Annotated in this window: 18 protein-coding genes, 1 tRNA gene, 2 pseudogenes and 1 riboswitch; of the genes and pseudogenes, 17 read left to right on the forward strand and 4 right to left on the reverse strand. The window is 35.7% G+C overall.

Going from position 1 to position 25,863, the window contains the following annotated elements:
- Positions 1-23 precede the first annotated feature (23 nt).
- The 8 genes from BR44_RS10290 to BR44_RS10325 all read left to right on the forward strand — a co-directional run bounded on the left by BR44_RS10290 (position 24) and on the right by BR44_RS10325 (position 13,001).
- Complete coding sequence (locus BR44_RS10290; protein WP_034552505.1) at positions 24-2,303, forward strand: glycoside hydrolase family 65 protein; 2,280 nt, start codon at positions 24-26, stop codon at positions 2,301-2,303.
- 17 nt (positions 2,304-2,320) lie between these two features.
- Entirely contained in the window at positions 2,321-2,992 is a 672-nt protein-coding gene (gene pgmB, locus BR44_RS10295; protein WP_034552506.1) for a beta-phosphoglucomutase, read from the forward strand.
- Positions 2,979-4,010 carry an aldose epimerase family protein gene (locus BR44_RS10300; RefSeq protein WP_034553295.1) on the forward strand — a complete coding sequence of 344 codons (1,032 nt, stop codon included), beginning with the start codon at positions 2,979-2,981 and terminating at the stop codon, positions 4,008-4,010. The genes pgmB and BR44_RS10300 overlap by 14 nt, the downstream gene beginning before the upstream one ends.
- A gap of 46 nt (positions 4,011-4,056) precedes the next feature.
- Positions 4,057-5,094: a LacI family DNA-binding transcriptional regulator gene (locus tag BR44_RS10305; protein ID WP_034552508.1), complete on the forward strand. Its 1,038-nt coding sequence runs from the start codon at positions 4,057-4,059 to the stop codon at positions 5,092-5,094.
- A 1,176-nt stretch (positions 5,095-6,270) separates the two neighbouring features.
- Positions 6,271-6,370, forward strand: a riboswitch (purine riboswitch).
- A 183-nt stretch (positions 6,371-6,553) separates the two neighbouring features.
- The gene (locus BR44_RS10310) at positions 6,554-8,017 is read left to right on the forward strand and encodes an NCS2 family permease (protein WP_034552510.1); all 1,464 of its coding nucleotides are present in this window, start codon (positions 6,554-6,556) and stop codon (positions 8,015-8,017) included.
- A gap of 185 nt (positions 8,018-8,202) precedes the next feature.
- Positions 8,203-8,532 (forward strand): MGMT family protein, encoded by a 330-nt coding sequence (locus tag BR44_RS10315; protein ID WP_034553297.1) that lies wholly within the window; start codon positions 8,203-8,205, stop codon positions 8,530-8,532.
- Between the two features lie 127 nt (positions 8,533-8,659).
- Positions 8,660-11,332, forward strand: coding sequence for a cation-translocating P-type ATPase (locus BR44_RS10320; protein WP_034552512.1), 2,673 nt, complete (start codon positions 8,660-8,662; stop codon positions 11,330-11,332).
- Positions 11,333-11,609: 277 nt separating this feature from the next.
- Positions 11,610-13,001 (forward strand): L-cystine transporter, encoded by a 1,392-nt coding sequence (locus BR44_RS10325; protein ID WP_034552514.1) that lies wholly within the window; start codon positions 11,610-11,612, stop codon positions 12,999-13,001.
- A gap of 57 nt (positions 13,002-13,058) precedes the next feature.
- Here the strand turns inward: BR44_RS10325 and BR44_RS12235 are convergent.
- From BR44_RS12235 to BR44_RS10340, 4 genes and pseudogenes are all read right to left on the reverse strand, one after another.
- Positions 13,059-13,430 (reverse strand): annotated as a pseudogene (locus tag BR44_RS12235) (ABC transporter permease); the annotation flags it as partial.
- A gap of 120 nt (positions 13,431-13,550) precedes the next feature.
- Positions 13,551-14,261, reverse strand: a pseudogene (locus tag BR44_RS12240) (ABC transporter permease); the annotation flags it as partial.
- A gap of 39 nt (positions 14,262-14,300) precedes the next feature.
- On the reverse strand, positions 14,301-14,990 hold the full coding sequence (locus tag BR44_RS10335; RefSeq protein WP_034552516.1) for an ABC transporter ATP-binding protein: 690 nt from the start codon (positions 14,988-14,990) through the stop codon (positions 14,301-14,303).
- Between the two features lie 15 nt (positions 14,991-15,005).
- Positions 15,006-15,866, reverse strand: a complete 861-nt coding sequence (locus BR44_RS10340; RefSeq protein WP_034552519.1) for an efflux RND transporter periplasmic adaptor subunit — start codon at positions 15,864-15,866, stop codon at positions 15,006-15,008.
- 253 nt (positions 15,867-16,119) lie between these two features.
- Here BR44_RS10340 and BR44_RS10345 point away from each other — a divergent pair, with 253 nt between their 5' ends.
- The 9 genes from BR44_RS10345 (at position 16,120) to BR44_RS10385 (ending at position 25,744) form a co-directional block, all read left to right on the forward strand.
- Complete coding sequence (locus tag BR44_RS10345; RefSeq protein ID WP_034552522.1) at positions 16,120-16,854, forward strand: metallophosphoesterase; 735 nt, start codon at positions 16,120-16,122, stop codon at positions 16,852-16,854.
- A gap of 33 nt (positions 16,855-16,887) precedes the next feature.
- Entirely contained in the window at positions 16,888-17,862 is a 975-nt protein-coding gene (locus BR44_RS10350) for an ABC transporter ATP-binding protein (RefSeq protein ID WP_034552524.1), read from the forward strand.
- Positions 17,859-19,373 (forward strand): ABC transporter permease/substrate-binding protein, encoded by a 1,515-nt coding sequence (locus tag BR44_RS10355; protein ID WP_034552526.1) that lies wholly within the window; start codon positions 17,859-17,861, stop codon positions 19,371-19,373. The genes BR44_RS10350 and BR44_RS10355 overlap by 4 nt, the downstream gene beginning before the upstream one ends.
- A gap of 155 nt (positions 19,374-19,528) precedes the next feature.
- Complete coding sequence (locus tag BR44_RS10360) at positions 19,529-20,371, forward strand: metallophosphoesterase (RefSeq protein WP_034552532.1); 843 nt, start codon at positions 19,529-19,531, stop codon at positions 20,369-20,371.
- Between the two features lie 135 nt (positions 20,372-20,506).
- Positions 20,507-22,690, forward strand: coding sequence for a Tex family protein (locus tag BR44_RS10365; RefSeq protein WP_034552533.1), 2,184 nt, complete (start codon positions 20,507-20,509; stop codon positions 22,688-22,690).
- A 216-nt stretch (positions 22,691-22,906) separates the two neighbouring features.
- A complete protein-coding gene (locus tag BR44_RS10370; protein WP_034552535.1) occupies positions 22,907-23,563 on the forward strand; it encodes a DNA alkylation repair protein in 657 nt (218 codons plus the stop codon).
- Between the two features lie 44 nt (positions 23,564-23,607).
- Positions 23,608-24,066 carry a SprT family protein gene (locus BR44_RS10375; protein ID WP_034552537.1) on the forward strand — a complete coding sequence of 153 codons (459 nt, stop codon included), beginning with the start codon at positions 23,608-23,610 and terminating at the stop codon, positions 24,064-24,066.
- Between the two features lie 33 nt (positions 24,067-24,099).
- Positions 24,100-25,527 (forward strand): glycosyl hydrolase family 28-related protein, encoded by a 1,428-nt coding sequence (locus BR44_RS10380; protein ID WP_034552542.1) that lies wholly within the window; start codon positions 24,100-24,102, stop codon positions 25,525-25,527.
- Positions 25,528-25,660: 133 nt separating this feature from the next.
- Positions 25,661-25,744 (forward strand) — tRNA-Leu (locus tag BR44_RS10385).
- Positions 25,745-25,863: the final 119 nt, after the last annotated feature.

The following is a 25,863-nucleotide window of genomic DNA, read 5'->3' on the forward strand; positions in this document are numbered from 1 at the left end:
CGGCTTGAGGAGGAAGTAAAAAGATGAAACGATTATTTGAATTAGATGAATGGAAAGTACAAACAAACCTATTGGATAAAAAAGACCGACGCTTACAAGAGAGTTTAATGAGTATAGGAAATGGATATATGGGGATGCGAGGTAATTTTGAAGAACATTATTCAGGAGATCATCACCAAGGAAGCTATCTTGCAGGTGTTTGGTACCCAGATAAAACGCGTGTTGGGTGGTGGAAAAATGGGTATCCTGAATACTTTGGTAAAGTGATTAATTCAATGAACTTTATTAAGCTAAATCTTTATATAGATGGAGAACAAGTAGATTTATATAAAGATTCAATATCTGAATTTAACATGTCGTTGGATATGCAAAAAGGGATCTTATCTCGTAGCTACATAGTGAAAAAAATGGACAAGCAAATTCACGTTGAAGTTGAACGGTTTGTAAGTTTAGCTCAAAAAGAACTATGTGCCATTCGTATGAAAGTTACTAGTTTAACAGGAGATGCGACCATTCGTTTTGTCCCTACGCTAGATAGTAATGTAACGAATGAAGATTCAAATTACGAAGAAAAATTTTGGTTACCAGTTTCTGCTACAGAAGACAGCCTAACAGTAGAAACTAAACCAAATAATTTTGGGATAGAGCAATATACGGTAGCTGCTACAATGCTGAACCGTGTTGAAAATGTTGAACATACTCAAACTAGTTTAAGTGACATGTCTGTTGTCCAAGAATTCACTGGGCAGCTGAAAGCTGGAGAATCAGCAACGATTGAAAAACTGATTACTTTAACAACTTCTCGTGACAGCTCAAAAGCAGAAGTTTCTTATAGAAGCAAAGAAATAAGTGAAGCAGTTGCACCGTTTTCGTTTGCACAATTGCGTCAGGAGCATATGGATCTTTGGCAAGACCGTTGGGATAAAGCTGACGTAATTATTGGTGGAGATAGCGCAGCGCAACAAGGCATTCGTTATAATCTATTCCAACTTTTTGCAACGTACTATGGGGAAGATGACCGTTTAAATATTGGTCCTAAAGGTTTCACGGGTGAAAAATACGGAGGAGCGACTTATTGGGACACAGAAGCCTACGCGATCCCATTATATTTGGCTTTGACAGATCAAAAAGTTTCGAAAAATCTATTAAATTACCGACACAACCAATTGCCACAAGCTGAGCACAATGCACGTCAGCAAGGGTTAAAAGGTGCGCTATATCCAATGGTGACTTTTACTGGCGTAGAATGCCATAATGAATGGGAAATTACTTTTGAAGAAATTCATCGTAATGGATCAATGGCTTATGCCATCTATAATTACACCAATTATACTGGCGATGAAAGTTATCTATTGGATAAAGGCTTAGATGTTTTAGTTGGTATTAGTCGTTTCTGGGCTGATCGAGTTCATTACAATCAAGACAAAGACCAATACATGATGCATGGTGTAACAGGTCCAAATGAATATGAAAACAATGTGAACAACAATTGGTACACGAATAAAATGGCTGTTTGGACACTGGAATATACACTATCCTCATTAGAAAAATCTGAAAACAAAAAAATAGCATTAAATGTAGAGGTAAAAGAAATTGAAAAATGGCAAACCATTATTGAAAAAATGTATTTCCCATACGATGAAAAAAGAGGAATCTTTGTTCAACATGATACATTCTTAGATAAAGAGTTACGTCCTGTTTCAGAATTGAACCCGACAGAGTTGCCTTTAAGTCAAAATTGGTCGTGGGATAAAATTTTACGTTCTCCTTATATTAAACAAGCGGATGTGCTCCAAGGAATCTATTTCTTTAAAGAAGATTTTACAGAAGAAGAAAAACGTCGAAACTTTGATTTTTATGAACCGTTGACTGTTCACGAATCGAGCCTTTCTCCAAGTATTCATGCTATTTTAGCAGCTGATTTGCAAAAAACAGACAAAGCAGTTGAATTGTATAGCCGGACAGCTCGTTTAGATTTGGATAATTACAACAACGACACACAAGATGGATTGCATATTACTTCAATGACAGGTAGCTGGCTCACTATTGTTGAAGGGTTTGCTGGAATGCGTACTGCAAATGAAACACTGTCGTTTGCACCTATATTGCCTGATAATTGGACAAATTATGAATTCCACATCAATTATCGTGGCCGTCTATTAAAAATTACAGTAGATGCAAATGGCTTAACCCTTACTCTAATTAAAGGCGCAGCCATTGAAGTGATATTATATGATCAACTGATTATGCTAACAGATGAATACAACGGTTTAATAAAAACAACAAAAGTTGGAACAATATAAAATAAGGGGGCAAAAAGATGAAAGCTGTATTATTTGATTTAGACGGAATTATAACGGACACGGCAGGTTATCATTTTTTAGCTTGGAAAGCCATGGCTAAAAAACTAGGAATTGAAATCAATAACGAATTTAATGAACAACTAAAAGGGATTAGCCGGATAGAATCATTAGAGCTCATCTTAAAGAAAGGAGAGTTGGAAAATAAATTTAGCATGGCTGAAAAAGAAGAATTAGCTACTAATAAGAATGAAGAATATAAAAAAATGATTGAACAAATGAGCTCAGTTGATATTCTACCGGGTATTGAGTTAGTGTTGAATGAGCTGAAAAGTAAAAATATCTTACTAGGTTTAGCATCTGCTAGTCAAAATGGACCATTTATCTTAAAAAAGCTTGGTTTAATAGATTTATTTGATACGATTGTAAACCCAGCTGAATTGTCTGCTGGAAAACCTGCTCCTGAAATTTTTCAAAAAGCTGCTGAACAATTAGATTTACCAGTTAAAGAGTGTGTCGGAATTGAAGATGCTGCTGCAGGTGTTGAATCAATCAACAATGCTAGTATGGTCTCGATAGCAGTTGGAGACAGAGCGGTGTTAAGTGCTGCAGATAAAGTGGTGGCCTCAACAAACCAATTAACTGCAGATTTAATAAAAAAGGTTTGGATTGATTGCAGTGAAACTAACTAAGCGTCATTATGGGTGGGTAGAGGAAAAAGAAGTTATCGAATATCAACTGGTTAATGATCAAGGAGCTATTTTCCAGTGCTTGAACTATGGTGCAGTCGTTAACGCTATTCTAGTTCCAGATCATGATGGATGCTTGGAGAATGTAGTACTAGGTTTTGATAAACTATCTGATTATATGGCTCATCCTGCCTATTTTGGAGCGTTAGTTGGACGTGTAGCCGGACGAATCCGAAAGGGCCAATGGTTAAATCATCAATTGACACTAAATGAAAAAGACAATCATATTCATGGTGGGGAAAATAATTTTAGCCAAGTAGTTTGGCAAACTAAAATAGTAGAAGATAGGACTGATACACTAGGAATTCAGTTTACCTATCATAGTCTAGCGGGTGAGAATGGCTATCCTGGTAATTTAGCAGTAACCGTTACTTATTTATGGACGAATGAAAATACTTGGGTTATGAATGTAGAAGCCAAGACTGACGAACAAACTTTATTTAACCCCACGAACCACACTTATTTTAATTTAAGTGGAGATACCAAACGAACAATAGCAGGACATCAACTCCAAATTTTTAGCGATGTCTATGCGGAAACAAGTAAAGACAAATGTCCTACTGGTCAATTATTACCGGTCATAAAAACGGTGTACGACTTTAGAGAACCCGTTCTAATGCGTACAGCTATAGAAAAGCATCCGAATGGCTATGATACAGCATTCAAGTTATCAAAAGGTATAGTAAACTTGAATGAACAAGAGAGCGGTCGAAGATTGGAAATACAAACTACACGAGAAGCCGTTATTGTTTTCTCTACTACTGGAATGGATGAAGATTATTTTATTAATGGTAAAAAAATGTGCAGTCATCTAGGGATAGCATTAGAGACCCAAGAACTACCTGATGCGGTCCATCACAAACACTTTCAATCCATTGTTTTAGAGCCTAACAAACCCCATATTTCTCAAACAATTTATCGTTTTCCTGTTCAAAGAAACTTGTCAGTCCACAAATTATAACCTATGATAAGAGAAAGCAATGATCAACAATAAGGAAGTGGATTTTTTGGCCATTACAATCAAAGATGTTGCAAAAAAAGCAGGTGTAGCGACCTCGACTGTTTCACGTACAATTCAAGATCATTCAAGTATCAGTGAGAAAACTAAAAAGAAGGTTCGTTCAGTAATGAAAGAGCTAGGTTATCAACCAAATTTAGCGGCGCGAGGCCTAGTGAATAAAAACATGAGGACTATCGGTGTTATTTTGCCTGTTTCTGATGGGTCAGTCTTTAAAAACCCTTTTTTTCTAGAAATGATTCGTGGGATTAGTAAAGCTTGTAATGAAAAAAAATATATGGTGGCATTGGCTTCAGGAACAACAGAAGAAGAATTACTTGAAAGTATTCAAACGATGGCTAAAGGTGGTCGAGCAGATGGTTTTATTGTCCTTTACTCTAAAAAAAAGGATAGAGTAATTGATTATTTACACCGAGAAAAATTATTCTACGCTATGATTGGCAAGCCATATGAGTATGAAAATGAGATTGTGTATGTTGACAATGATAATCAATTAGCCGGCAAAGATGCAACAGATTATTTATTGGCTTTAAAACATGAAAAAATAGCTTATATAGATAAAAAATTCGACCAAATGATGTCTAAAGAACGACTGGCTGGGTATAAACAAGCTCTAATGCTAGCAAAAATTGAAATGAATCCAAAATATATCATACAAGGACAAACAAAAAATAACGGTCTAGAAGAACAAGTTAGAAAGCTGTTTTCTTCAGAAAACCCTCCAACAGCTATTGTTGCGGGGGATGATCTGATTGCAATGGAATTGATTTATTTGCTTAAAGAAATCAACTTGAGTATACCTGAAGATGTATCCATCATCAGTTTTAATAATTCTATTTTTACAGAGATGGTGCAACCAACGCTGACATCGATTGATTTACATGTTACTTATTTAAGTGAGCAAGTTGTAGAAAAACTGGTAGATTTTATCGAAGGCAAACAAACGTTGGCTATAAAAGTTATTCTGCCACATGAAATTATTGAACGAAAGTCATGCAATTGGCAAACGGGAGAGGCTAGGACATAACGTTCCAGCTTCTTTAACAGATCAAGATTTTTATTGTAGAACGTGTCCCAAAAAGCAAACTCGACGTCCAATTCATGAAGAATGCTCTAAACATGTTATGAGACACTCCTATTTTTTACTTAGAATAGGAGTGTCTCATTTTTTTTTGCGATTAGCCAATTCTATTTGTAAATGTTAACGTAACGGAATAATTCTCTTGACTTTTTTTAATAGCGACACTATTTTCCATTGCAAAGTTAGAAAAAGTCGCCTAATGCTTCCTTATGGCGAGCGTAAACAAGACTGAATCTTTGAATTTTATCTTCGTCTAACCGATTATATCCTTTTATTTAATGTTATTCCAGTGCACTCTTGCCCTTTTTATAGGGTTATTCCATCTGTTTGTTATAAAGTAGAGAAATAAGAAAGGAGAAATTAGGATTTTCAATAAAAAAGAAATTGCTGAATAAAAAAACAAAACAAGTAGTTATACACAACTTGTTGATAACTTTGTGCACAACTTGTTAATAAGTAGGGATGGATTTTATGAAACTAGCTATCACAGCCGATTCAAAGAATGATAATCCATATAAACTGTAGTTATCCACAAAAAGTAGTGGATAACTTTTTAGAATAGAATGAAATAGATGAGAAATTATTCTTAATAAATGCATAAATAAAGGGTTATTCCTGAATCATGGATAGCATTTTTTATCACTATTTTTGAACTGGCGTTTTAGAGTACAAACTCAGAAAATAGATGCCTAACTGTTCTTTTTTTCTTTTCTATAACGGTTATTTAATTATACCCGATAGTTGGTCGCATCTTATTCGGATGCAGTAGCAATAGTCGTAAGCTGTTCATTTATTTTTCAAATATCTTAGAATGCGAAATAGAAGTTAACGTAGGAAGTAAACCCATTTTAATCGATTTCAAGAAAAGTAGTTGCTCTACAGACATTTAGTAAATTTCAAGAAAAGTTATAATTTTTTTATTTAGTATAACTGATTTAAGAAGACTTTAATTGTAAGTACCAATTTTTCGTCAGTTAGAAAGTGGCTCTCTGTATAGTTAGTTGTCTAATTACATAGGTTATAGACTAGCTGTCTCTGGATTAAACACGAACGATAAAAACATAACTATTGATATTGTTAATTATTATATTGTAATTGAAGAAATTTTATTTTATAATAAGTGAAGACGAAGAAATACACTCTAATATAATTAAGCGATATGGGCTTTAAGTTTCTACCGGACACCGTAAATGATCCGACTATTAGGGGAAAGCAGTTTTTTTGCTGTCCCAAAATAGTTAGGATTATGCGGTTGGTGGAGAACCAACTGTTTTTTTGTGTTTACATTACTTTGAGTAGGAGTAAACCACAAAATAGGTTTTAACTTTATTCCGTTGCTTATATTTTTAGAAAAAGAATGCTTTCTTGTACTTCTTTGCGAATATAAATAAGGTGGGAATAAAAAGTGGAGAATTTTTTTAAGCTGAAAGAAAATGGAACAACAGTCACAACCGAGGTCCTAGCTGGAATAACAACATTTTTTGCAATGTCTTATATCATATTCGTCAACCCTGCAATACTATCGTTAACAGGGATGCCTTCACAAGCCGTTTTTCTTGCTACTTTGATTGCCTCAGCAATAGGAACGTTAGTTATGGGACTGTTTGCAAATGTCCCTTATGCACAAGCGCCTGGAATGGGACTGAATGCATTCTTTACGTATACAGTTGTTTTTGGCTTAGGTTTTACATGGCAAGAAGCATTAGCAATGGTTTTTATTTGTGGTGTTTTTAATATTTTAATAACCGTAACAAAAATAAGAAAATTGATTATTAAATCTATTCCTGAATTAATTCAACATGCAATTGGTGGAGGAATTGGAATATTTGTTGCTTACATCGGAATCAAAAATTCTGGTTTTTTAAAGTTCACGTCAGAAAGTCAAAATATCCAATCGATTAATAATAATGCTTTTAATGCTACAGAAGCAACGTATACAGGGGGAATTGCTAGTGTAGTAACTGATGGCGGCATTATCCCTGGTTTGGTAAACTTTACCGATAAAGGAACGTTGTTGGCGTTGATGGGGCTCATTATTACAGTAGTACTTGTCGTTTTAAATGTTCGTGGAGCCATTTTGATTGGTATTATTGCGACGACTCTAATCGGTATTCCAATGGGTATCGTTGATTTATCTGCGCTCTCAAATCCTGACAATTCTTTAGGCAATGCTATTTCCGAATTAGAAATCACATTTGGTGCAGCATTCGGAGCAAAAGGAATGGTCTCGTTATTCTCTGATGCTACTCGATTGCCATTAGTTTTAATGACAATCTTTGCTTTTAGTTTATCTGATATTTTTGATACAATTGGAACCTTTATTGGAACAGGCCGTAAGACTGGTATCTTTACTACCGAGGATGAAGATGCATTAGAAAATGGATCAGGAGTGAAATCTAAAATGGATAAAGCCTTGTTTGCGGATGCAATTGCAACATCAGTTGGAGCCATCTTTGGTACATCAAACACAACGACTTTTGTCGAGAGTGCTGCTGGAATTGGAGCAGGCGGTCGAACGGGTCTAACAAGCGTGGTAGTAGCAATTTTATTCCTATCATCTAGCCTGTTTTCATCCTTTATTGCTATCGTGCCGATACAAGCAACAGCCGCTTCGTTAATCATTGTTGGTATCATGATGATGTCTTCACTCCTTGAAATAAAATGGAATGATTTAGAAGAAGCTATCCCAGCATTTTTCACTTCAGTTTTTATGGGATTAGCTTTTAGCATTTCTTACGGAATTGCTGCTGGTTTTATCTTTTATGTGATTGTAAAAGTTGCAAAAAGGAAAGCAAATGAAATTAATCCAGTTTTATGGATTTCAACTGGATTATTTATCCTAAACTTTATTGTCTTAGCGTTTATCTAATCTCTTTCTAAAGCATCCACTCGTCTTTCAGCATCATACTGGAGACAAGTGGATGCTTTTCGTTTAGTGCTGCAAGGAAGAAATCTTTTAAACACAAAAAAATAAAACACCTCCATTTCTTTCAGGACCTGTTACACTGAGAGGAATAGGAAGTGCTTTTTTTTATAGCGAAAGAAGGGGAAAAGATGACACCATTTACTGAAAAGGCGATAAGGATAATGAAAAGTATTCCAGCTGGTAAGGTCATGACATACGGACAAGTCGCCGAGGTTGCTGGAAACAAAAGAGGTGCAAGACAAATTGTTCGGATTTTGCATTCTATGAGTAAAAAATATGACATTCCTTGGCACCGTATCATAAATGCTAAAGGTGAAATTGGATTAAAAGATGAAGAAGGGAAGTTTACCCAAAAAGAAAAATTAGAAACTGAAGGAATTAGGTTAATAGATAGTGGGAAAGTAGATTTAGTTAGCGCACGTTACCAACCGGAAAAAAATGGTGAATGGGGCCTCTAATTAGGAACCTTAAAAAATAAACCTCTCGTTTTGCTTAAATCTTTGCTTTGCTTATTATAGAAAGATATAATTAATTTAATGAGTGATAGAAGTAAAAAATCTTTACCTATGAAAGGAAGATGAAACTATGGACAATAGTGAACAACAGAATAAGGCTTTTTTTACGTTAGATGAAACAGCTGTTTTTGAACAAGTTCAATCATCTGAAAAGGGTTTGATGTCAACAGAAGCAGAAAAAAGAATGGCAGAATATGGACCCAACCAATTAAATAAAGGCAAAAGTAAAAGTTTACTAGTGAAATTTCTTGAACAGTTTAAAGATTTTATGATTATTGTTTTATTAGCTGCAGCTGTAATATCAGGTATTTTTGGAGATATAACAGACTCTATTATTATCCTTGTGGTAGTTATTTTAAATGCCATTTTAGGAGTGTTTCAAGAAGCGAAAGCAGAGGAAGCCATCAATGCCTTAAGGGAAATGTCCTCGCCTGAAGCACATGTGAAACGTGATGGAACAGTAGTTTCATTGAAAAGCGACCAACTTGTTGTTGGAGATGTCGTCTTGTTGGAAGCAGGAAATATCGTACCAGCGGATTTGCGTTTGATAGAAGTAGCCTCTTTGCAAATAGAAGAGTCTGGATTGACTGGAGAATCGGTTCCAGTAGACAAGGATTTAACGATTATTGAAGATGCTAAAGCAGGAATTGGAGACCGAACAAATATGGCATTTATGAACAGTAATGTTACATATGGCCGTGGCGAAGGTATTGTTGTAGGAACGGGGATGAACACAGAAGTAGGAGGTATTGCTAAAATGCTTGCCTCGACAGATGAAACGATGACTCCACTCCAAAAAAATTTAAATCGTTTAGGCAAATATTTAACTGTTGCTATCTTAATTATTGCCGTTATTATATTCGTTGTAGGATTATTAAATGGCCGCGGTTGGCTTGATATGCTGTTAACCTCTATTTCGTTAGCTGTAGCAGCTATTCCTGAAGGATTACCTGCTATTGTGACAATCATTCTAGCACTAGGGACACAAAAAATGGCAAAAAGAAAAGCTCTTGTCCGTAAATTACCAGCTGTTGAGACATTGGGCAGTACAGATATCATCTGTTCTGATAAAACTGGAACATTGACAATGAATCAAATGACTGTTGAAAAAATGTATATTAATGGTCAGCTTCAAGACAGCGATGCGCCTATCGATGCTGATTCGCCGGTTTTACGTTCAATGATTTATGCAAATGATACTCAACTATCAGGGGATGGTACCTTAATCGGGGATCCTACCGAAACAGCATTGATTCAATTTGCTTTGGATAAAAAAATAAACGTTTCTGAAGTGTTGGCTAAAGAACCTCGTGTAGCTGAAATTCCATTTGACTCAAAACGAAAGCTGATGTCTACTGTTCATGAACAATCAGATGGTCACTTTTTAATTGCTGTCAAAGGTGCGCCGGATGAATTAATAAAAAGATGTACTAGCTACAGTGAGAATGGGGAGACTGAAAGATTAGATGAAGCAACAAAGAAAACTATTTTAGAAATCAACCATGAATTAGCAACTCAAGCGTTACGTGTCTTAGCTACAGCATATAAAGTAGTAGCTAATAAACCAGATGATATGAGTTCAGAAAAGGTGGAACAAGATTTAATCTTTTCAGGGTTAATTGGTATGATTGATCCAGAAAGAGAAGAAGCTAAGGGTGCTGTTCTAGTTGCACGTAAGGCGGGCATACGGTCAGTTATGATAACCGGCGATCACCGTGATACAGCAGAAGCGATTGCTAGGAGGTTAGGGATTTTAGAAGAAACACAAATGGGTGGAGTAATCACTGGTGCTGAACTAGATGAAATCAGCGATGAAGACTTTTCAACTAGAGTAAAAGACTTTTCTGTCTATGCTCGTGTTTCTCCGCAACATAAAGTTCGAATCGTTAAAGCATGGAAAAAAGCCGGTAAAATTGTGGCTATGACAGGTGATGGAGTAAATGATGCGCCAGCCTTAAAAACAGCAGATATAGGTGTAGGAATGGGAATTACGGGTACTGAAGTATCAAAAGGCGCAAGTGACATGATCTTAGCTGATGATAACTTCTCAACGATTGTAGTTGCTGTAGAAGAAGGACGAAAAGTTTTTTCAAATATTCAAAAATCTATTCAGTATCTATTGTCTGCAAACTTAGGTGAGGTATTAACCTTGTTTATCGCAACTCTTCTTGGGTGGAGTATTCTAGCACCAGTGCATATTCTATGGATTAACTTAATAACGGACACATTTCCAGCTATTGCTTTAGGATTAGAGCCTGCAGAAAAGGATAGTATGGAGCAACCACCTCGTGGAGAAAAAGCAACATTCTTTTCTAACGGTGTCTTGGGTAGTATCATTTATCAAGGAATTCTTGAGGGTGGAATCACCTTATTTGTTTATTGGTGGGCAACAACTAATCCTGTACACGCTGGGAACAACGAACTGATTCATAGCGATGCGTTGACGATGGCTTTTGTAACGTTAGGTATGTTACAGTTATTCCACGCATTTAACGTGAAATCAGTTGAGAAATCTCTTTTTACAGTGGGTTTCTTTAAAAACAAAATGTTTAACTTATCAATCCTAGTTTCAGGATCGCTATTAGCTGTGGTGGTATTAGTTCCTGGCTTGAATGAGGCTTTTAAGGTAAGCCATTTAAACGCACAACAATGGTTGTTAGTTCTAGGAGCATCATTCTCGATTATTCCAATAGTAGAAATAATTAAATTAGGAATTCGTACTTTTTATAGAAAAAACAAATAGTTTAGATAGTAATAAAAAAAGAGTTTTATTGAGTTTTTTTGACTCAATTCAACTCTTTTTTATTTGTCTGTTGTATGCTTTTTTATTTGCTCAAAAAATTCCAATCTTTTCTGTTGAACTTCTTACTAAAATAAAGTAAAATAAGGAATCACTAAATTTGAATCATTATACCTCATATTTAGGGCGTTCGTTCGGGGAAAATGTTCGTCTGGGACCTTTAATCTTATGATACACTGGCTTTCCAAGTCATGGAAGGCAAAATAAAGGGAGGATTATCATGACAAATCTTTATATTGTTATTGCACTACTTTTATTTGTAGCAGTCATTTATAGTTTTTGGCACCTACAAAAGAAACACATTAAATTTTCAACGCGTGTTTTTATCGCGTTAGGTTCAGGTATCATTTTTGGAGGAATTCTTCAAGTTCTTTTTGGAGCGACTGGAGAAGTAACCATCGGTGCTATCGAATGGATTAATATTGTTGGGACTGGGTATGTGCGTCTATTACAAATGTTAATCATGCCGTTAATCTTTGTTTCAATTGTTGGTGCGTTCACGAAAATTGAAGGAACCAGAGATTTAGGTAAGATTAGTGTTACAGTATTAACAACGTTACTAGCAACAACGGCAATTGCCGCATTGGTTGGGATTGGAAGTGTGATGCTTTTCAATCTAGACGGTGCCGAATTTGTTCAAGGAGCTGCTGAAACAACTCAGATTGCAGCGCTAGATGAACGCAAAGAAATGGTTGCTGATTTATCGTTACCAGAACAGATAGTGAATTTTATTCCAGCCAACGTTTTTGCAGATTTATCTAACACTCGTTCAACGAGTACGATTGCGGTAGTTATTTTTTCTGCATTTGTGGGAGTAGCCTATTTAGGAGTTATCCGAAAGAGTCCGGAAGAAGGAGCTTTCTTTGAAAAAATGATTAAGAGTTTATATGCTATTGTGATGCGTATTGTGACACTAGTCTTAAGGTTAACTCCTTATGGGGTTTTTGCTTTAATGACAAAAGCACTAGCAACAAGTGATTTTAATGCGTTAGTAAATTTAGGGAAATTCGTCTTAGCTTCTTATACAGCGATTATTGCTATGTTCTTAATCCACATGTTAATTTTGCTTGGTTACAAAGTTAATCCAATTCAATACCTGAAAAAAACTTGGACGGTTCTAAGTTTTGCATTTACATCTCGTTCAAGTGCAGGAACATTGCCATTGAACATAGAAGCTCAAACTAAAGCTTTGGGAGTAGATGAAGCTTCAGCTAACTTCTCAGGAACATTTGGTGTATCTATCGGACAAAATGGCTGTGCGGGTGTTTATCCTGCCATGTTAGCAGCTATTGTAGCTCCTTCAGTTGGAATCGATATCTTTAGTCCAACTTACATTTTAACTATTATAGCGGTGGTAACCATTAGTTCATTTGGTGTTGCTGGTGTTGGCGGTGGAGCAACTTTTGCAGCATTAATTGTTTTAGGTGCATTGGACCTTCCTGTCGCTATTGTTGGTTTAGTTATTTCTGTTGAACCTGTAATTGATATGGCACGCACATTGTTGAACGTTAATGATAGTATGCTAGCAGGAATCATCTCATCAAAACGAGTCAATCGTTTTGATGAATCGGTATTTAATGATGATGAAGCTATTATTAAATCAGATATCTAATTAAAAAAATACAGCCCTCTTTTATTATAAAAGGAGGGTGTATTTTTTTCGGGCAATTTATTCGTATCTGAGTGCTTCAATTGGATCAAGTTTGGCTGCTTTTCTAGCAGGATAAATCCCAAAAAAGACGCCTACTGCAGTTGAAAAAAGCAACACTAAGGCTACAGCGGTAATAGTGATACTTGGGACAATATCTAGTGCCCCACCCACCCCGAAGGCTAAGAGTATACCTAAAATGAGACCAATAATGCCACCGATTAAACTTAAAACAATGGACTCCATTAAAAACTGCATCAATATTGTACCAGTTGTTGCCCCAAGCGCTTTACGCGTACCAATTTCTCGCGTTCGTTCAGTGACAGAAACCAACATGATATTCATTACCCCGATACCACCAACCAATAAAGCTATTGCAGCAACAGCAGCAATAAAATTAACAAATAAACTCAAAACGGAATTAACTTGGTCCAAAGCCTGTAAAAAATTAGTAGCTGTATAGTAATCTTTTCCTAAAGAGTTGTGTCTTGTTTCCAATAAACGAACCATTTGCTTTGAAACGGAGTCAATCGCATTTTTATCCGTTACTTGGACTGTTAAACTATCAATGGTCGTTAGATCCGGATTTAAATTGCCCATCGTAGTCAGAGGTATAGCTAGATAGACAGGGATTTGGCTAATGTCAAAAGCACCTTGTAGATTATCAAATGTACCCTTTACAACACCAACTACTCGTAAACGAATACTATTTCCGGTGTTTCCTGAAAGTAAGAGTTTTTCACCCACTACATTAATTCGGTTATTGAATAAAGCTTTTGACGTATCTTCACTTATTACGACGACATTTTTACCATCTTGATAATCTGTTTGATTAAAATATCGACCATAAACAAGTGTGCTCTCCATTGCTTGAGTTGTATATTGCATATCTGGTGTTCCACTTAATACTAAAGCCGATCGTTTATCAAATTCAGATTCAGCAGAAGCTTGAATGGTTTTATCAGGAGAAATATAAGTAATATCAGAAATAGCTGCTTTTAAGGCTCGGATATCGTCATCAGTAAATGCATCACTTGGGGAAGCTTCTTCACTTAAAGAAACAGAAATAGTTGAGGCCCCTAAATCATCAAATGTGTCTGTGATTTTAGAAGTAGCTCCATTGCCAACGGCAAGAATAGCAATTACAGCCGCAATTCCAATAATAATACCTAGCATAGTCAAAAATGAACGCAATTTGTTGGCTAAGATACTGTCAATGGCCATTTTAAAATTTTCTTTGATATTCAAAAGACCTACTCCTTTCTATATGATCTCTGGTGTCTGAAGGTGATCCTTTTTAAGAGCTCCATCAAAAAATGAAAGAATTCTTTTAGTATAAATAGCTACTTCATGTTCGTGAGTAACCATCAAAATAGTCGTTCCTTCTGCATTTAGTTCTTGAAATATTCGTAAGATATCAATAGCTGTTTTAGAATCTAAGTTGCCAGTAGGTTCATCGGCCATTAAGACTGAAGGATTGTTAACAATGGCACGAGCAATCGCTACCCGTTGCTTTTGTCCACCTGATATTTCATTAGGTCGATGCTTGACGCGATCAGCTAAGCCAACTCGTTCTAAAGCCTTTAAAGCTCTTTTTTTTCGTTCTTTAGCAGGGATACCAGCATAAACCATTGGCAATTCAACATTTTCTAAGATAGTCATACGCGGCATCAAATTAAACGACTGAAAAATAAAGCCAATCTCTTTATTACGAACATGCGCTCCTTCGTTATCACTCAGTTCACTAACATCTACACCATTTAAATAATACGTGCCAGAATCAAATTGATCTAGTAAGCCTAAAATATTCATTAAAGTTGATTTACCAGAACCACTTGGCCCCATTACGGCAGTAAATTCACCATCTGCGATAGATAACGTGACATCATCTAGTGCAACAAGAGATTCATCACCGGTTCGATAAGTCTTGACGATATTTTTTAATTCAATCATATTATCCCCGACTTTCTATTTTTTTGAAACTTCTATACCATCTTTTATTTTTTCATCAGGCGATAAAATAACCGTTTGATCGGTAGTTAATCCACTTTTAACTTCCACAGCAGTATCGGATTGGGTACCTATCTCGATTAATTGCGCTTTAGCTGTTCCGTCTTTAACAATGTAAACATAAGGTTTGTTTTTTACATTATAAAGCAAAGCTTCGATGGGTAAAGAAAGAACATTTTTTGCTGTATCAGTGACAATTTCAGTATCAATATCAAATCCTGCAAAAAGACCTTTTGGAGCCTCGTTGAAGGAAATAGTTGCAGACAAAGCAGCGGTATTGCCAAACTGGTTGCTAGTTATCTTAGCAATTGGATCAATTTGAGTAACTTTACCTTGATAAGTCTTTGAACCGCTAGTCAATGTTACGGATTGTTCTTTTTCTACACGAGGAGCATCTGATTTGGTTAATTGAATCGAAACAGTTAAGTTTGTTAAATCAGCCAGTGCAATAGCTGACTCACCAGTTTGCATACTTAAATCAATCTCATCAGGAGAAAGGTTTACAGTTGTGATAGTTCCTTTAAAATCAGCTCTTTTTTCTGTTCCATCTTGGTAAAGAACTAAGCGATCATTTTCTTCAACTTGGTCACCCACTTCAACAGCCACTTCTGAAACAAGTCCTTGACCAATGACTTCTTGTGTCTGACTAGCTTTTAATATGCCGGTAGTTGAAAGTGTCTCAACAATGGTTTCTTTACCAACTAAAGCTGTTCGAACGGAAAGGCTGTTTCCTTTATCTGAAGAATTAAAAATACTGTATCCAATGAAAATAACAAGAGCGATTATAACAATCAGTCCTACAATTTTTTTTGTATTCATAAGTTGGTCCATCCTTTCTCTATTGGGAAAAATTAAAGGGTATACGACAAATAGAACAAACTGTCATCTATTAATTTTACTTGTTTCCTCAAATTCTGTCTAGTAAGTGATCTTGAGACTAAAAGGAGATAGATATGAGGATTACATGAGCATATCATTCAGTTTTTTTAAGAAAACGTGTATAGTTAGGGAGAGAAATTAAAAAGTAATCTGCTCAACAAAATCTTGGTGTTGGGAAATAAGGAGGATTTTTATGAAGACAGAATTATTTGCCATAGGAGATGTTCATGGTCAAATCACGCTATTTAAAGAAATGCTGATACATTGGGATGAAGCTACGCAACAACTGCTGTTGATTGGAGATCTGGGTGATAGAGGAGAAAATCCAAAAGCCTGTTTTGTTTTAGCAGATGAACTAGTTAAGGAAAAAGGAGCTATTTGGATTATGGGAAACCATGAAGAAATGCTTTTGAAATTTTTAGAAAATCCAGAAAAAAATTACGATTTATATCGAATGAATGGTGGAATGAAAACACTCGAAACGTTCCTTCATGGCGGTTTAGCCGATGAATATTCCCCAACCGAGATGGCGATGCTAATCACCAGTCGTTACCCAACATTGAAACAAAGATTAAAGAATTTACCCTTATATTATGAGTGGGGGAATTTTGTTTTTGTTCATGCTGGAGTGGATTTATCTAAAAAAGATTGGAAGCAAACAATTCCAAGAGATTTTGTCTGGATTCGAGAACCATTTCATTCAATGAAAAATAAAACAGGCAAAACAATTGTTTTTGGTCATACCATCACTCCTTCACTTTACGGAGATAACAAGACAACCGACATATGGGTACAAGATAATAAGATTGGTATCGATGGCGGTGCGGTCTATGGTGGCTCCTTGTTGGGCGTTGTTTTCAATAAAACGACAATGCTTCAACAATACAAACTTCTAAATAAAGGATATGTATGGGATGGAAAGCTCTAATAGAAAGAGAAAATAAATACTAGGAGAATGAAGATGATAAAATTTAAAGACGTATCAAAGGAATATATACCAGGAAATCCTGTTATTTCTAACTTAAACTTAGAAATTAAAGACGGGGAATTTTTTGTTTTAATTGGTCCTAGTGGATGTGGAAAGACGACATTGCTAAAAATGATTAATCGTTTAATTTCGCTAAACTCTGGATATATCTATGTTAGGGACAAACCTATTAGTGAATACAACATTCAAGAATTGCGTTGGAATATGGGGTATGTGTTGCAACAAATTGCTTTATTTCCCAATATGACTGTAGAAGAAAATATTATAACCGTACCAGAAATGAAAAAATGGTCAAAAGATAAGATGCATAATCGAGTAACGGAATTGCTTGAAAGTGTTGGATTAGACGCAAAAAGTTACCGCAACAGAAAAACATCTGAATTATCAGGAGGAGAGCAACAACGAATTGGTGTTTTAAGAGCCTTCGCAGCGGATCCTGATATTATCTTAATGGACGAACCTTTTAGTGCGTTAGATCCAGTTAGTCGCCATAATCTACAAGAAGATGTAACCGAGATGCATAAAAAATGGGAAAAAACGATTGTTTTTGTAACGCATGATATGCAAGAAGCTATGTCGTTAGGCAGCCGTATTGCTTTGATAGATAAAGGGGAAATAGTCCAATTAGGAACTCCTGAAGAAATAATTAGTCACCCTAAAAATGATTTTGTCAGAAACTTCTTAAAGTCAGGGAATGTTGAAAAAGTTGAAACCCAAACCATTCAACAACTTATTGAAGCTGGATACATACTGCCAGCAAGTCATGGAGAAAATATGGGAATCGTTTTGAGGACAAAAGATACAGTAGATCAACTGATTATTGCACTGTCAAAAGATGATACTGTTTTCGTTAAAGACAAAGAGGAAAAAGCTGTTGGAAAAATAACAAATCAACAATTGATGTCTTATTTAGCAACGACTATTGAAAACCGAGGTGAAGCTGAATGAATGAATTAATAGCTACTTTCCAAAATCGCAAAGAATTATTATGGACTGCCTTAATAGAGCACATTCAATTGTCTTTTATCTCCTTATTGATTGCCGTAGTCATCGCTATTCCGTTAGCCATATTTTTGACCCATCATAAAAAGTTAGCTAGCCCGATTATTCAGGTGACAGCTATCTTTCAGACCATTCCGTCATTAGCTCTGTTAGGTTTAATGATTCCTTTAGTAGGAATTGGAAAAGTACCAGCAGTTATCGCGTTAGTCATTTATGCGTTATTGCCGATACTTAGAAACACGTATACGGGACTAACAGAGATTGATCCTTCCTTGGTTGAAGCAGCAGATGCAATGGGGATGGACCGATTTAGAAAGTTAATTAAAGTAGAAATGCCACTTGCTATGCCAATTATAATGGCAGGAATTAGAAATGCGATGGTATTGATTATTGGTACAGCAACCATTGCGGCTCTAATTGGTGCAGGTGGACTTGGGAGTTTAATCTTATTAGGTATCGATCGAGGCAACAATTATTTAATCTTATTAGGCGCTATTCCTGCTGCTATGCTAGCAGTTGGGTTTGATTATTTACTAAGTTACTTTGAAAAGATTTCTTTCAAAAAGACTCTAGTGGTACTTGGAACAATAACAGTAATCATGATAGGAATTTTGATTATCCCATTGATTACAGGACAAGATAAAGAAATTACAATTGCTGGGAAATTAGGATCAGAACCAGAAATTATCATGAATATGTACAAAGAACTGATTGAAGACCAAACGGATCTTTCAGTTAAGTTAAAACCCAATATGGGTAAAACAACGTTCGTTTTTAATGCTTTAGAATCAGGAGATATTGATATCTATCCGGAATTTACAGGAACAATATTAGCTACTTTCTTAAATGAAGAGGCAAAATCAACAAACGAAAAAGAAGTATACGAACAAGCTCGTGAAGGCTTGGCAGAGCAATACGATATGACATTACTTGAACCGATGGAGTTCAATAACACCTATACTTTAGCTGTAACCTCAGGCTTAGCAAAAGAATACAATTTAGAGAAAATGTCTGATTTGAAAGGTGTATCAGATAAAGTTAAAGTTGGGTTTACACTTGAATTTGCAGATCGCCAAGACGGCTATTTAGGTATTCAAGAACTATATGGGGTGACTTTTGACAACTTAAGAACAATGGAACCTAAATTGCGTTATCAAGCTATCGAAACAGGTGATATCAATCTTTTAGATGCCTATTCAACAGATAGTGAATTAGAAGAATATGAACTAGTGGTTCTAGAAGACGATGAAGGTCTATTTCCACCCTATCAAGGAGCGCCGCTAATGTTAGATAAAACATTAGAAAAACACCCCGAACTAGAGGAAGTATTAAACACATTAAGCGGACAAGTAACCGACGATGAAATGCGCCAAATGAACTACGAAGTCAATGTAAACAACAAAGATCCACAAAAAGTAGCACAAGACTACCTAAAAGAGAATAAATTAATCAAGTAAAGATGCGGAGCGCTCTGTTCAGCTCTTCTAACTAAAATGATAAAGAATAGTGGAAATATGTAGGGAGTGGGGACAAATGTTCCACTCCCTATGTTGATTTAAGTTGGACAAAAAGTTATGGTAGGCATACTAATAATGAAGAAACGAGGGACAAAATGAAAATCGGTGTATTATCGGATTTGCATATTGACACAAACGGTAAACATTTACCGGAAAATGAAACATATGCAAGTTTGCTAAGTGAACAGATAATAAAGCAAAAAATTGACCTTTTTTTAATCGCTGGAGATATTAGTAGCAATTACCATGAATCTCAAGCTTTCCTAGATGAATTAACAGCATTGAGTGGAATAAAACTATTATTTGTACCTGGCAATCATGATTATTGGTCTAGAATAAATGGCGAAAAAGATACGAAAAAAATATACCATTTCTTTAAAGAGCAATCAGAAAGTATTTTAGAAAGACCGTATATTATAAATGATGAGTGGGCAGTAGTCGGGAATTCAGGGTGGTATGACTATGGGTTTGCCGATACCGAGCAATATAGTATTGCTGAATTTCAAAAAATGACTTTACGTGCTGGAACTTGGCAAGATAAACGTTTTTGTGATTGGGGAGAGCCCGATCAAGCAGTTACTCAGTGGATGTTAGCAAAAATAGAAGAAGATTTAGCAAAAATAGGAGACAGAAAAGTTATTTTGATGACCCATGTGGTGACACATCCTAAATTCGTTGTCTCTTTGCCACATAAGATTTACGATTATTTTAATGCCTTTTTAGGGAGCTCTACTTATGAGAAACTCTATGATGAACACCCCAATATAGTGTACAGTATAATGGGACACGTTCATTTCCGGAAAACATTTTTTGTCGATCAAGTCCAATTTATTTGTGCTTGCTTGGGTGGTAAAAAACATTGGCCGACAAAGAGTGTAAAGTCAGAATTATTAAATGCAATGGTTACATTTCAGTTACCTGAAAACGGAAGTAAATGATAAACAAAAAGCGGCTATTTTTAGATAGCTGCTTTTTTTCTTAGTTTTTTGAAAAGAATGTTAACAACTTTGGTCAATGATAGAAGATTATGCTAAAATAAGGAAGATGAACGGGAATGAGAAAGGAAGAAATGAATGACAGATACAACAGATAATGCAGTGTTAGACTTATTAAAGAAAGAATTAAAAACGTATTCGACTAAACAATTAACGACGGTTTTAAATTTATTAGCAGAAGGCAACACAGTGCCTTTTATTGCTCGTTACCGTAAAGAAATGACTGGTACCTTAGATGAAGTGCAAATTCGTGAAATAGAGGAACGTTACAATTATCTTCAAACATTGGAGAAACGCAAAAAAGATGTTATCCGTACAATTGAAGAACAAGGCAAGTTGACACCTGAATTGAAAAAAAGTATTGAGCTAGCTGAGAAAATGCAACTAGTCGAAGACTTATACCGTCCTTTCAAGCAAAAACGAAGAACCAAAGCGACGATAGCGAAAGAAAGTGGCTTAGAACCCTTAGCCGACTGGATGCTGACTTTTCCATCTGTAGATGTTCTAGAAGAAGCAAGTAATTATATTGATGATGAAAAAAATGTGGAGTCAGCTGAATCAGCTTTAGCAGGAGCGCATGAAATTATTGCAGAAACAATCAGTGATGAACCACGCTATCGTATTTGGATAAGAGAATACACGCTTAAAAATGGGATGCTAACGACTAATGTAAAAAAACAAGAAAAAGATGAAAAAGGCGTCTTTGAAATGTATTATGATTACAAAGAACCTGTCAATAAATTAGTTTCTCACCGTATATTAGCGATTAATCGTGGAGAAAAAGAAGATATCTTAAAAACAGCATTAGTTATAAATGAAACGACTATCTTTAATTATCTATTTAAAGAGTTGATAAAAGAAGAGCACTCAACAGCGACTCCTTATGTTAAAGTAGCTGTTGAAGATAGTTATAAACGTTTTATTGGACCCTCAATCGAACGCGAAATCCGTTCTGAATTGACTGAAAAAGCAGATGAACAAGCTATTAATATTTTTGGAGAAAATTTACGGAATTTATTATTGCAACCACCTCTAAAAGGAAAAGTAGTCTTAGGACTAGATCCTGCTTATCGTACGGGTTGTAAACTAGCCGTCATCGATCCAACTGGTAAAGTGATAGATATTGATGTTATTTACCCACACAAACCAGCAGGAAACGAAGCTCGTGCGAATGCTGCAATAAAATTCAAACAATTAATCGAACAATTTGATGTAGAAATGGTTGCTATCGGAAATGGTACAGCCAGTCGTGAATCAGAAACGTTTGTGTCTGATAATTTAAAAGAAATTGAACGCCAAGTCTTTTATGTTATCGTCAATGAAGCAGGAGCATCTGTTTACTCAGCTAGTCCGATTGCTCGTGAAGAATTTCCTGACTTACAGGTAGAACAAAGAAGTGCCGTTAGTATTGCACGCCGACTTCAAGATCCGTTAGCTGAACTGGTAAAAATTGACCCTAAATCAGTAGGCGTTGGTCAGTACCAACATGATGTTTCTCAAAAACATCTAGAAGAACGGTTGGGTTTTGTTGTCGAAACAGCTGTTAACCAAGTAGGAGTAAATGTAAATACAGCGAGCGCACAACTATTGAAGCATGTGGCTGGTTTAAACAAAACAACAGCTAATAATGTGATTGTTTACCGCGAAGAGAACGGTCGTTTTGAAAGTCGTGCCCAGCTGAAAAAAGTACCACGTTTAGGACCCAAAGCTTATGAACAATCTGTAGGGTTCATGCGGATAGTTGATGGTAAAAACGTGTTAGATAATACGGGTATTCATCCGGAGACCTACAAACAGGCTAAAGAAATTCTTGAACTAGCAGAAATTTCATTAGAAGATGTTGGTAGTTTGAAAGCTAAAAAATCGTTAGAAACACTAGATATGGCTAATTTGATGCAAGTAACTGAATTAGGTAAAGAAACAGTCAAAGATATGTTAGAAGCCTTGTTTACTCCCGGACGTGACTTGCGTGATGAAATGTCAGCTCCTTTATTGCGGACAGACGTTTTAAGCATGGAAGACTTACAAGAAGGAATGGAACTAGAAGGAACCGTTCGTAATGTAGTCGATTTTGGTGCATTTGTAGATATTGGTGTCAAGCAAGATGGATTAGTGCATATTTCGAAATTAAGTAAAGGCTATGTACAGCATCCGACAAATGTTGTAGCAGTTGGTGACGTGGTGACTGTCTGGGTAGAAGAGATAAATGTAAATAAAGGTCGTATCTCATTAACGATGCTGCCTCCTAAAAAGAAAGACTAAGCAACCGAAAAAAAAAAGAACAAGAAAAGAAGTCACACAGATGACTTTTCTTGTTTTTTTGTCTATTATTATTCAATAACATAAATGAAGAGGAAAATGATGTAGTCTAACGAGTTACTTAATTGAGTGATACTTAGTTAAACCGAATGAAACAACGAATGGGTTGATTTTTAAAAATATAAGTAAACGATAAATGCTTAATAGTGAGGGGATTTCATGAACTTATATGATTTATTTCAAGAGTTAGAAAAAAATGCTGATAGTGAAAAAGCAAAACAGATGTCTAAGTATATGAGGAATCAGTTTTTATTTTTAGGTATACAAGCGACTATAAGAAAAAAAACGAGTGATTTCTACTTTAAGGAAGCTAAAAAAGAAAAATATGTCGATTGGGAATTTATTGCTACTTGCTGGAAAAAACCTTATAGGGAAGCTCAATATATGGCTATTGACTATTTAAATAGGATGAAAGATTACCTCGTTTTAGAAGACATAGAGAAAATAAAGAAGTTGATTACGAATAAATCATGGTGGGATACTGTAGATGGACTTCATAGAGTGATAGGCCATGTTGCTTTCAAATACCCAGAGATCGATAAAACAATGATTCAATGGAGCTTGGACGAGAATATCTGGTTAAGAAGAATGGCAATCAATCACCAAATGTTTAGGAAAGAAAAGATGAAAGAAGAACTTTTAGAAGAAATTATAGTTAATAATTTTGGACAAGATGAATTTTTTATCAATAAAGCAATTGGTTGGACACTAAGAGATTATAGCAAAGTGAATCCAGAATGGGTTAGAGAATTTATTGATAGATACAGAGAAAAATTGTCAAAACTAAGCATAAGTGAAGGGAGTAAATATATATAGTGAGCAAATGAAGTCAAACATATGAAATAGGAATGGAGAAAGAAATGGATCAAATTGAATTACAAAATTTAGTAGAAGAGGTATCATTAGAGTATTTTAAACAGCCCTTTGAACACCATGCTACGTTTAATAATCGACTAAGGACAACTGGCGGAAGATATCATTTAAGAACACACGATTTAGATTTTAATCTAAATATTTTAGAGACGTTTGGTAAACAAGAGTTTATCAGCGTTATTAAACATGAATTGTGTCATTACCATTTGCATCTTACAGGGAAAGGCTATCAACATAAAGATAGCGATTTTAAAGAACTGCTAAAACAAACAGGAGGTACTCGATTTGTTCAATCTCTAAGAACAAAAGATAGAGCAAAAAAGATGTGGACTTATCAATGTAAAAGCTGTGAAATGAGCATTTACCGACAACGTCGGTTTAATACACAGCGCTTTGTCTGCGGAAGATGTCAAGGAAGGTTAGTTTTACAAGATAGTAAGCAGTAAATGTCTCAAATGAGCAAAAGATGAGGTGATTAGATGCATCAGACGAAAGCAATTCAAGAATTATTAACGGAAATTTTTCCGATTTATGGAATAAAAGAAGGAAAACAACAAGCTATCGATGAAACAGAAAAGCAATTCCATTTATTAAGAGGATTAGCTAAGCGAAAGAACAAGAAAAAAGTCTGCCTAACGGATACATTTTTATCTAAAGAAAAAATAGACTTTACATCAAGTCTCTCAGCTAGTGTTGACAGCGAAGGGCATGTTTTTCCAGATTGGAAAAACCAACTAGACAAAGCCATGATACAGTTAAGCAAACAGACTGAAATGGTATCCGTACTAGATTATGGAGCAGTTGGTGATGGCATGACTGATTGTACAGAAGCCTTTAAAAAAGCTATTTCAACAGGATTTCGTTGTGTTATTGTTCCACCTGGTCAATATCGGGTGAATGAGATTAAGTTGCCCTCTTATACAGAACTAATTGGGAGTGGAACAGAACAAACACAGCTGATCCTTTCTGATTCAGCTCCTAAAAGGGCAAAATTATTAACCAATTGGCATTATTTAAAAGGAAATAGTCATATTCGTATCGAAGGATTAACATTAGATTGGAACATTAAACGTATTTCGGGAAATATGAGAACGGCTTCGGGGGGAACAAGTTCAAGTGGGCTCACATTAGCACATGTCCATTTTGCTTTAATTAGAAACGTGACAGTAAAGGACCCAGGACTCCATGGTGTGGATGTTACGTCGGCCTTTTATAACTATTTAGGTGATGGCAAACGTGCTCGGTTTGGAAGTCGCTTCATCTGGATAGATCAAGTAGAAGCATTTGGGTTTGGAGATGATGGAATTACAACTCATCATAGTGATGATATTTTAATTTCTAACTGTTTTTTACACCATCCCAGCGGACGCGCCCACAAAATAGGCTATTCCAATTCAAATGGGATTGAAATAGACGATGGCTCCCAACATGTAACGTTGGTTAACAATCTGAGTGCTTATTGTTTCGGTGGAGTAGAGATAAAAGCGCATCAAACAAGTTCTGCAGCGTCCGATACTCAAATAATTGGTCATCTTTCTTATCGTGACAATCGTTCTTATAATTTCAGACACATTGGTCACCATAGTTTGGCCGATGAAGCGAGTTGTTCAGCCTTTGGGATACGAGGAACATTTCTTGCCTCTTATTACCCACAAGCAACGAGTCTTTACGCTATTTCTACAAAAAGAGCTCTGGTTATCTCAGCTTATCAAAAAGTGGCTATTACCCATTTTTTTGCACAAGCACAACCAATATTAACGACTAGCTCTAAAAATGTAGCTATCTCAATACAATATCGAGCGGGAGAAGTAACGATAAAAAATATTCAACTAAAGAACTATCCGGAAGTTGAAAACGCAGTTCAAGTGAGTAGCACGACATCTCATGTACAAGTGGCTTATAAGTAGAGCAAATAGTATCAAAAAAAAGTTTTTTTGATACTAATTTTGCCTATTGCAAAATTACCTTTGTAATTGTATAGTAAATAATGTAGGAAGTAAGTTTTTATTTGTTGATTTAAAGTACTCATTTAAAGACAACGCGGTCGTGGCGGAATGGCAGACGCGCCAGCTTGAGGGGCTGGTGGGAGTATCTCCCGTGGAAGTTCGAGTCTTCTCGGCCGCATAAAACAAAAGAGGAAGTGAATAGAGCTCGGCTAATGATAAAATTAGTGAGCTCTATTTTTATTGGGAACAAACGAAGTCCAGCTATTGAATTTGCTAGGGAAATTATCCTAGTTAGAT

Origin of the sequence: Carnobacterium funditum DSM 5970 (assembly GCF_000744185.1) — a bacterium.
GTDB classification, from domain to species: Bacteria; Bacillota; Bacilli; order Lactobacillales; family Carnobacteriaceae; genus Carnobacterium_A; species Carnobacterium_A funditum.

Coding starts and splice junctions, on each gene's coding strand:
- pgmB (WP_034552506.1), top strand. CDS start 2,321: ATGAAAGCTGTATTATTTGATTTAGACGGAATTATAACGGACACGGCA.
- BR44_RS10335 (WP_034552516.1), bottom strand. CDS start 14,990: ATGATTGAATTAAAAAATATCGTCAAGACTTATCGAACCGGTGATGAA.
- BR44_RS10375 (WP_034552537.1), top strand. CDS start 23,608: ATGGATCAAATTGAATTACAAAATTTAGTAGAAGAGGTATCATTAGAG.
- BR44_RS10380 (WP_034552542.1), top strand. CDS start 24,100: ATGCATCAGACGAAAGCAATTCAAGAATTATTAACGGAAATTTTTCCG.
- BR44_RS10360 (WP_034552532.1), top strand. CDS start 19,529: ATGAAAATCGGTGTATTATCGGATTTGCATATTGACACAAACGGTAAA.
- BR44_RS10350 (WP_034552524.1), top strand. CDS start 16,888: ATGATAAAATTTAAAGACGTATCAAAGGAATATATACCAGGAAATCCT.
- BR44_RS10340 (WP_034552519.1), bottom strand. CDS start 15,866: ATGAATACAAAAAAAATTGTAGGACTGATTGTTATAATCGCTCTTGTT.
- BR44_RS10365 (WP_034552533.1), top strand. CDS start 20,507: ATGACAGATACAACAGATAATGCAGTGTTAGACTTATTAAAGAAAGAA.
- BR44_RS10315 (WP_034553297.1), top strand. CDS start 8,203: ATGACACCATTTACTGAAAAGGCGATAAGGATAATGAAAAGTATTCCA.
- BR44_RS10325 (WP_034552514.1), top strand. CDS start 11,610: ATGACAAATCTTTATATTGTTATTGCACTACTTTTATTTGTAGCAGTC.
- BR44_RS10290 (WP_034552505.1), top strand. CDS start 24: ATGAAACGATTATTTGAATTAGATGAATGGAAAGTACAAACAAACCTA.
- BR44_RS10355 (WP_034552526.1), top strand. CDS start 17,859: ATGAATGAATTAATAGCTACTTTCCAAAATCGCAAAGAATTATTATGG.
- BR44_RS10320 (WP_034552512.1), top strand. CDS start 8,660: ATGGACAATAGTGAACAACAGAATAAGGCTTTTTTTACGTTAGATGAA.
- BR44_RS10370 (WP_034552535.1), top strand. CDS start 22,907: ATGAACTTATATGATTTATTTCAAGAGTTAGAAAAAAATGCTGATAGT.
- BR44_RS10345 (WP_034552522.1), top strand. CDS start 16,120: ATGAAGACAGAATTATTTGCCATAGGAGATGTTCATGGTCAAATCACG.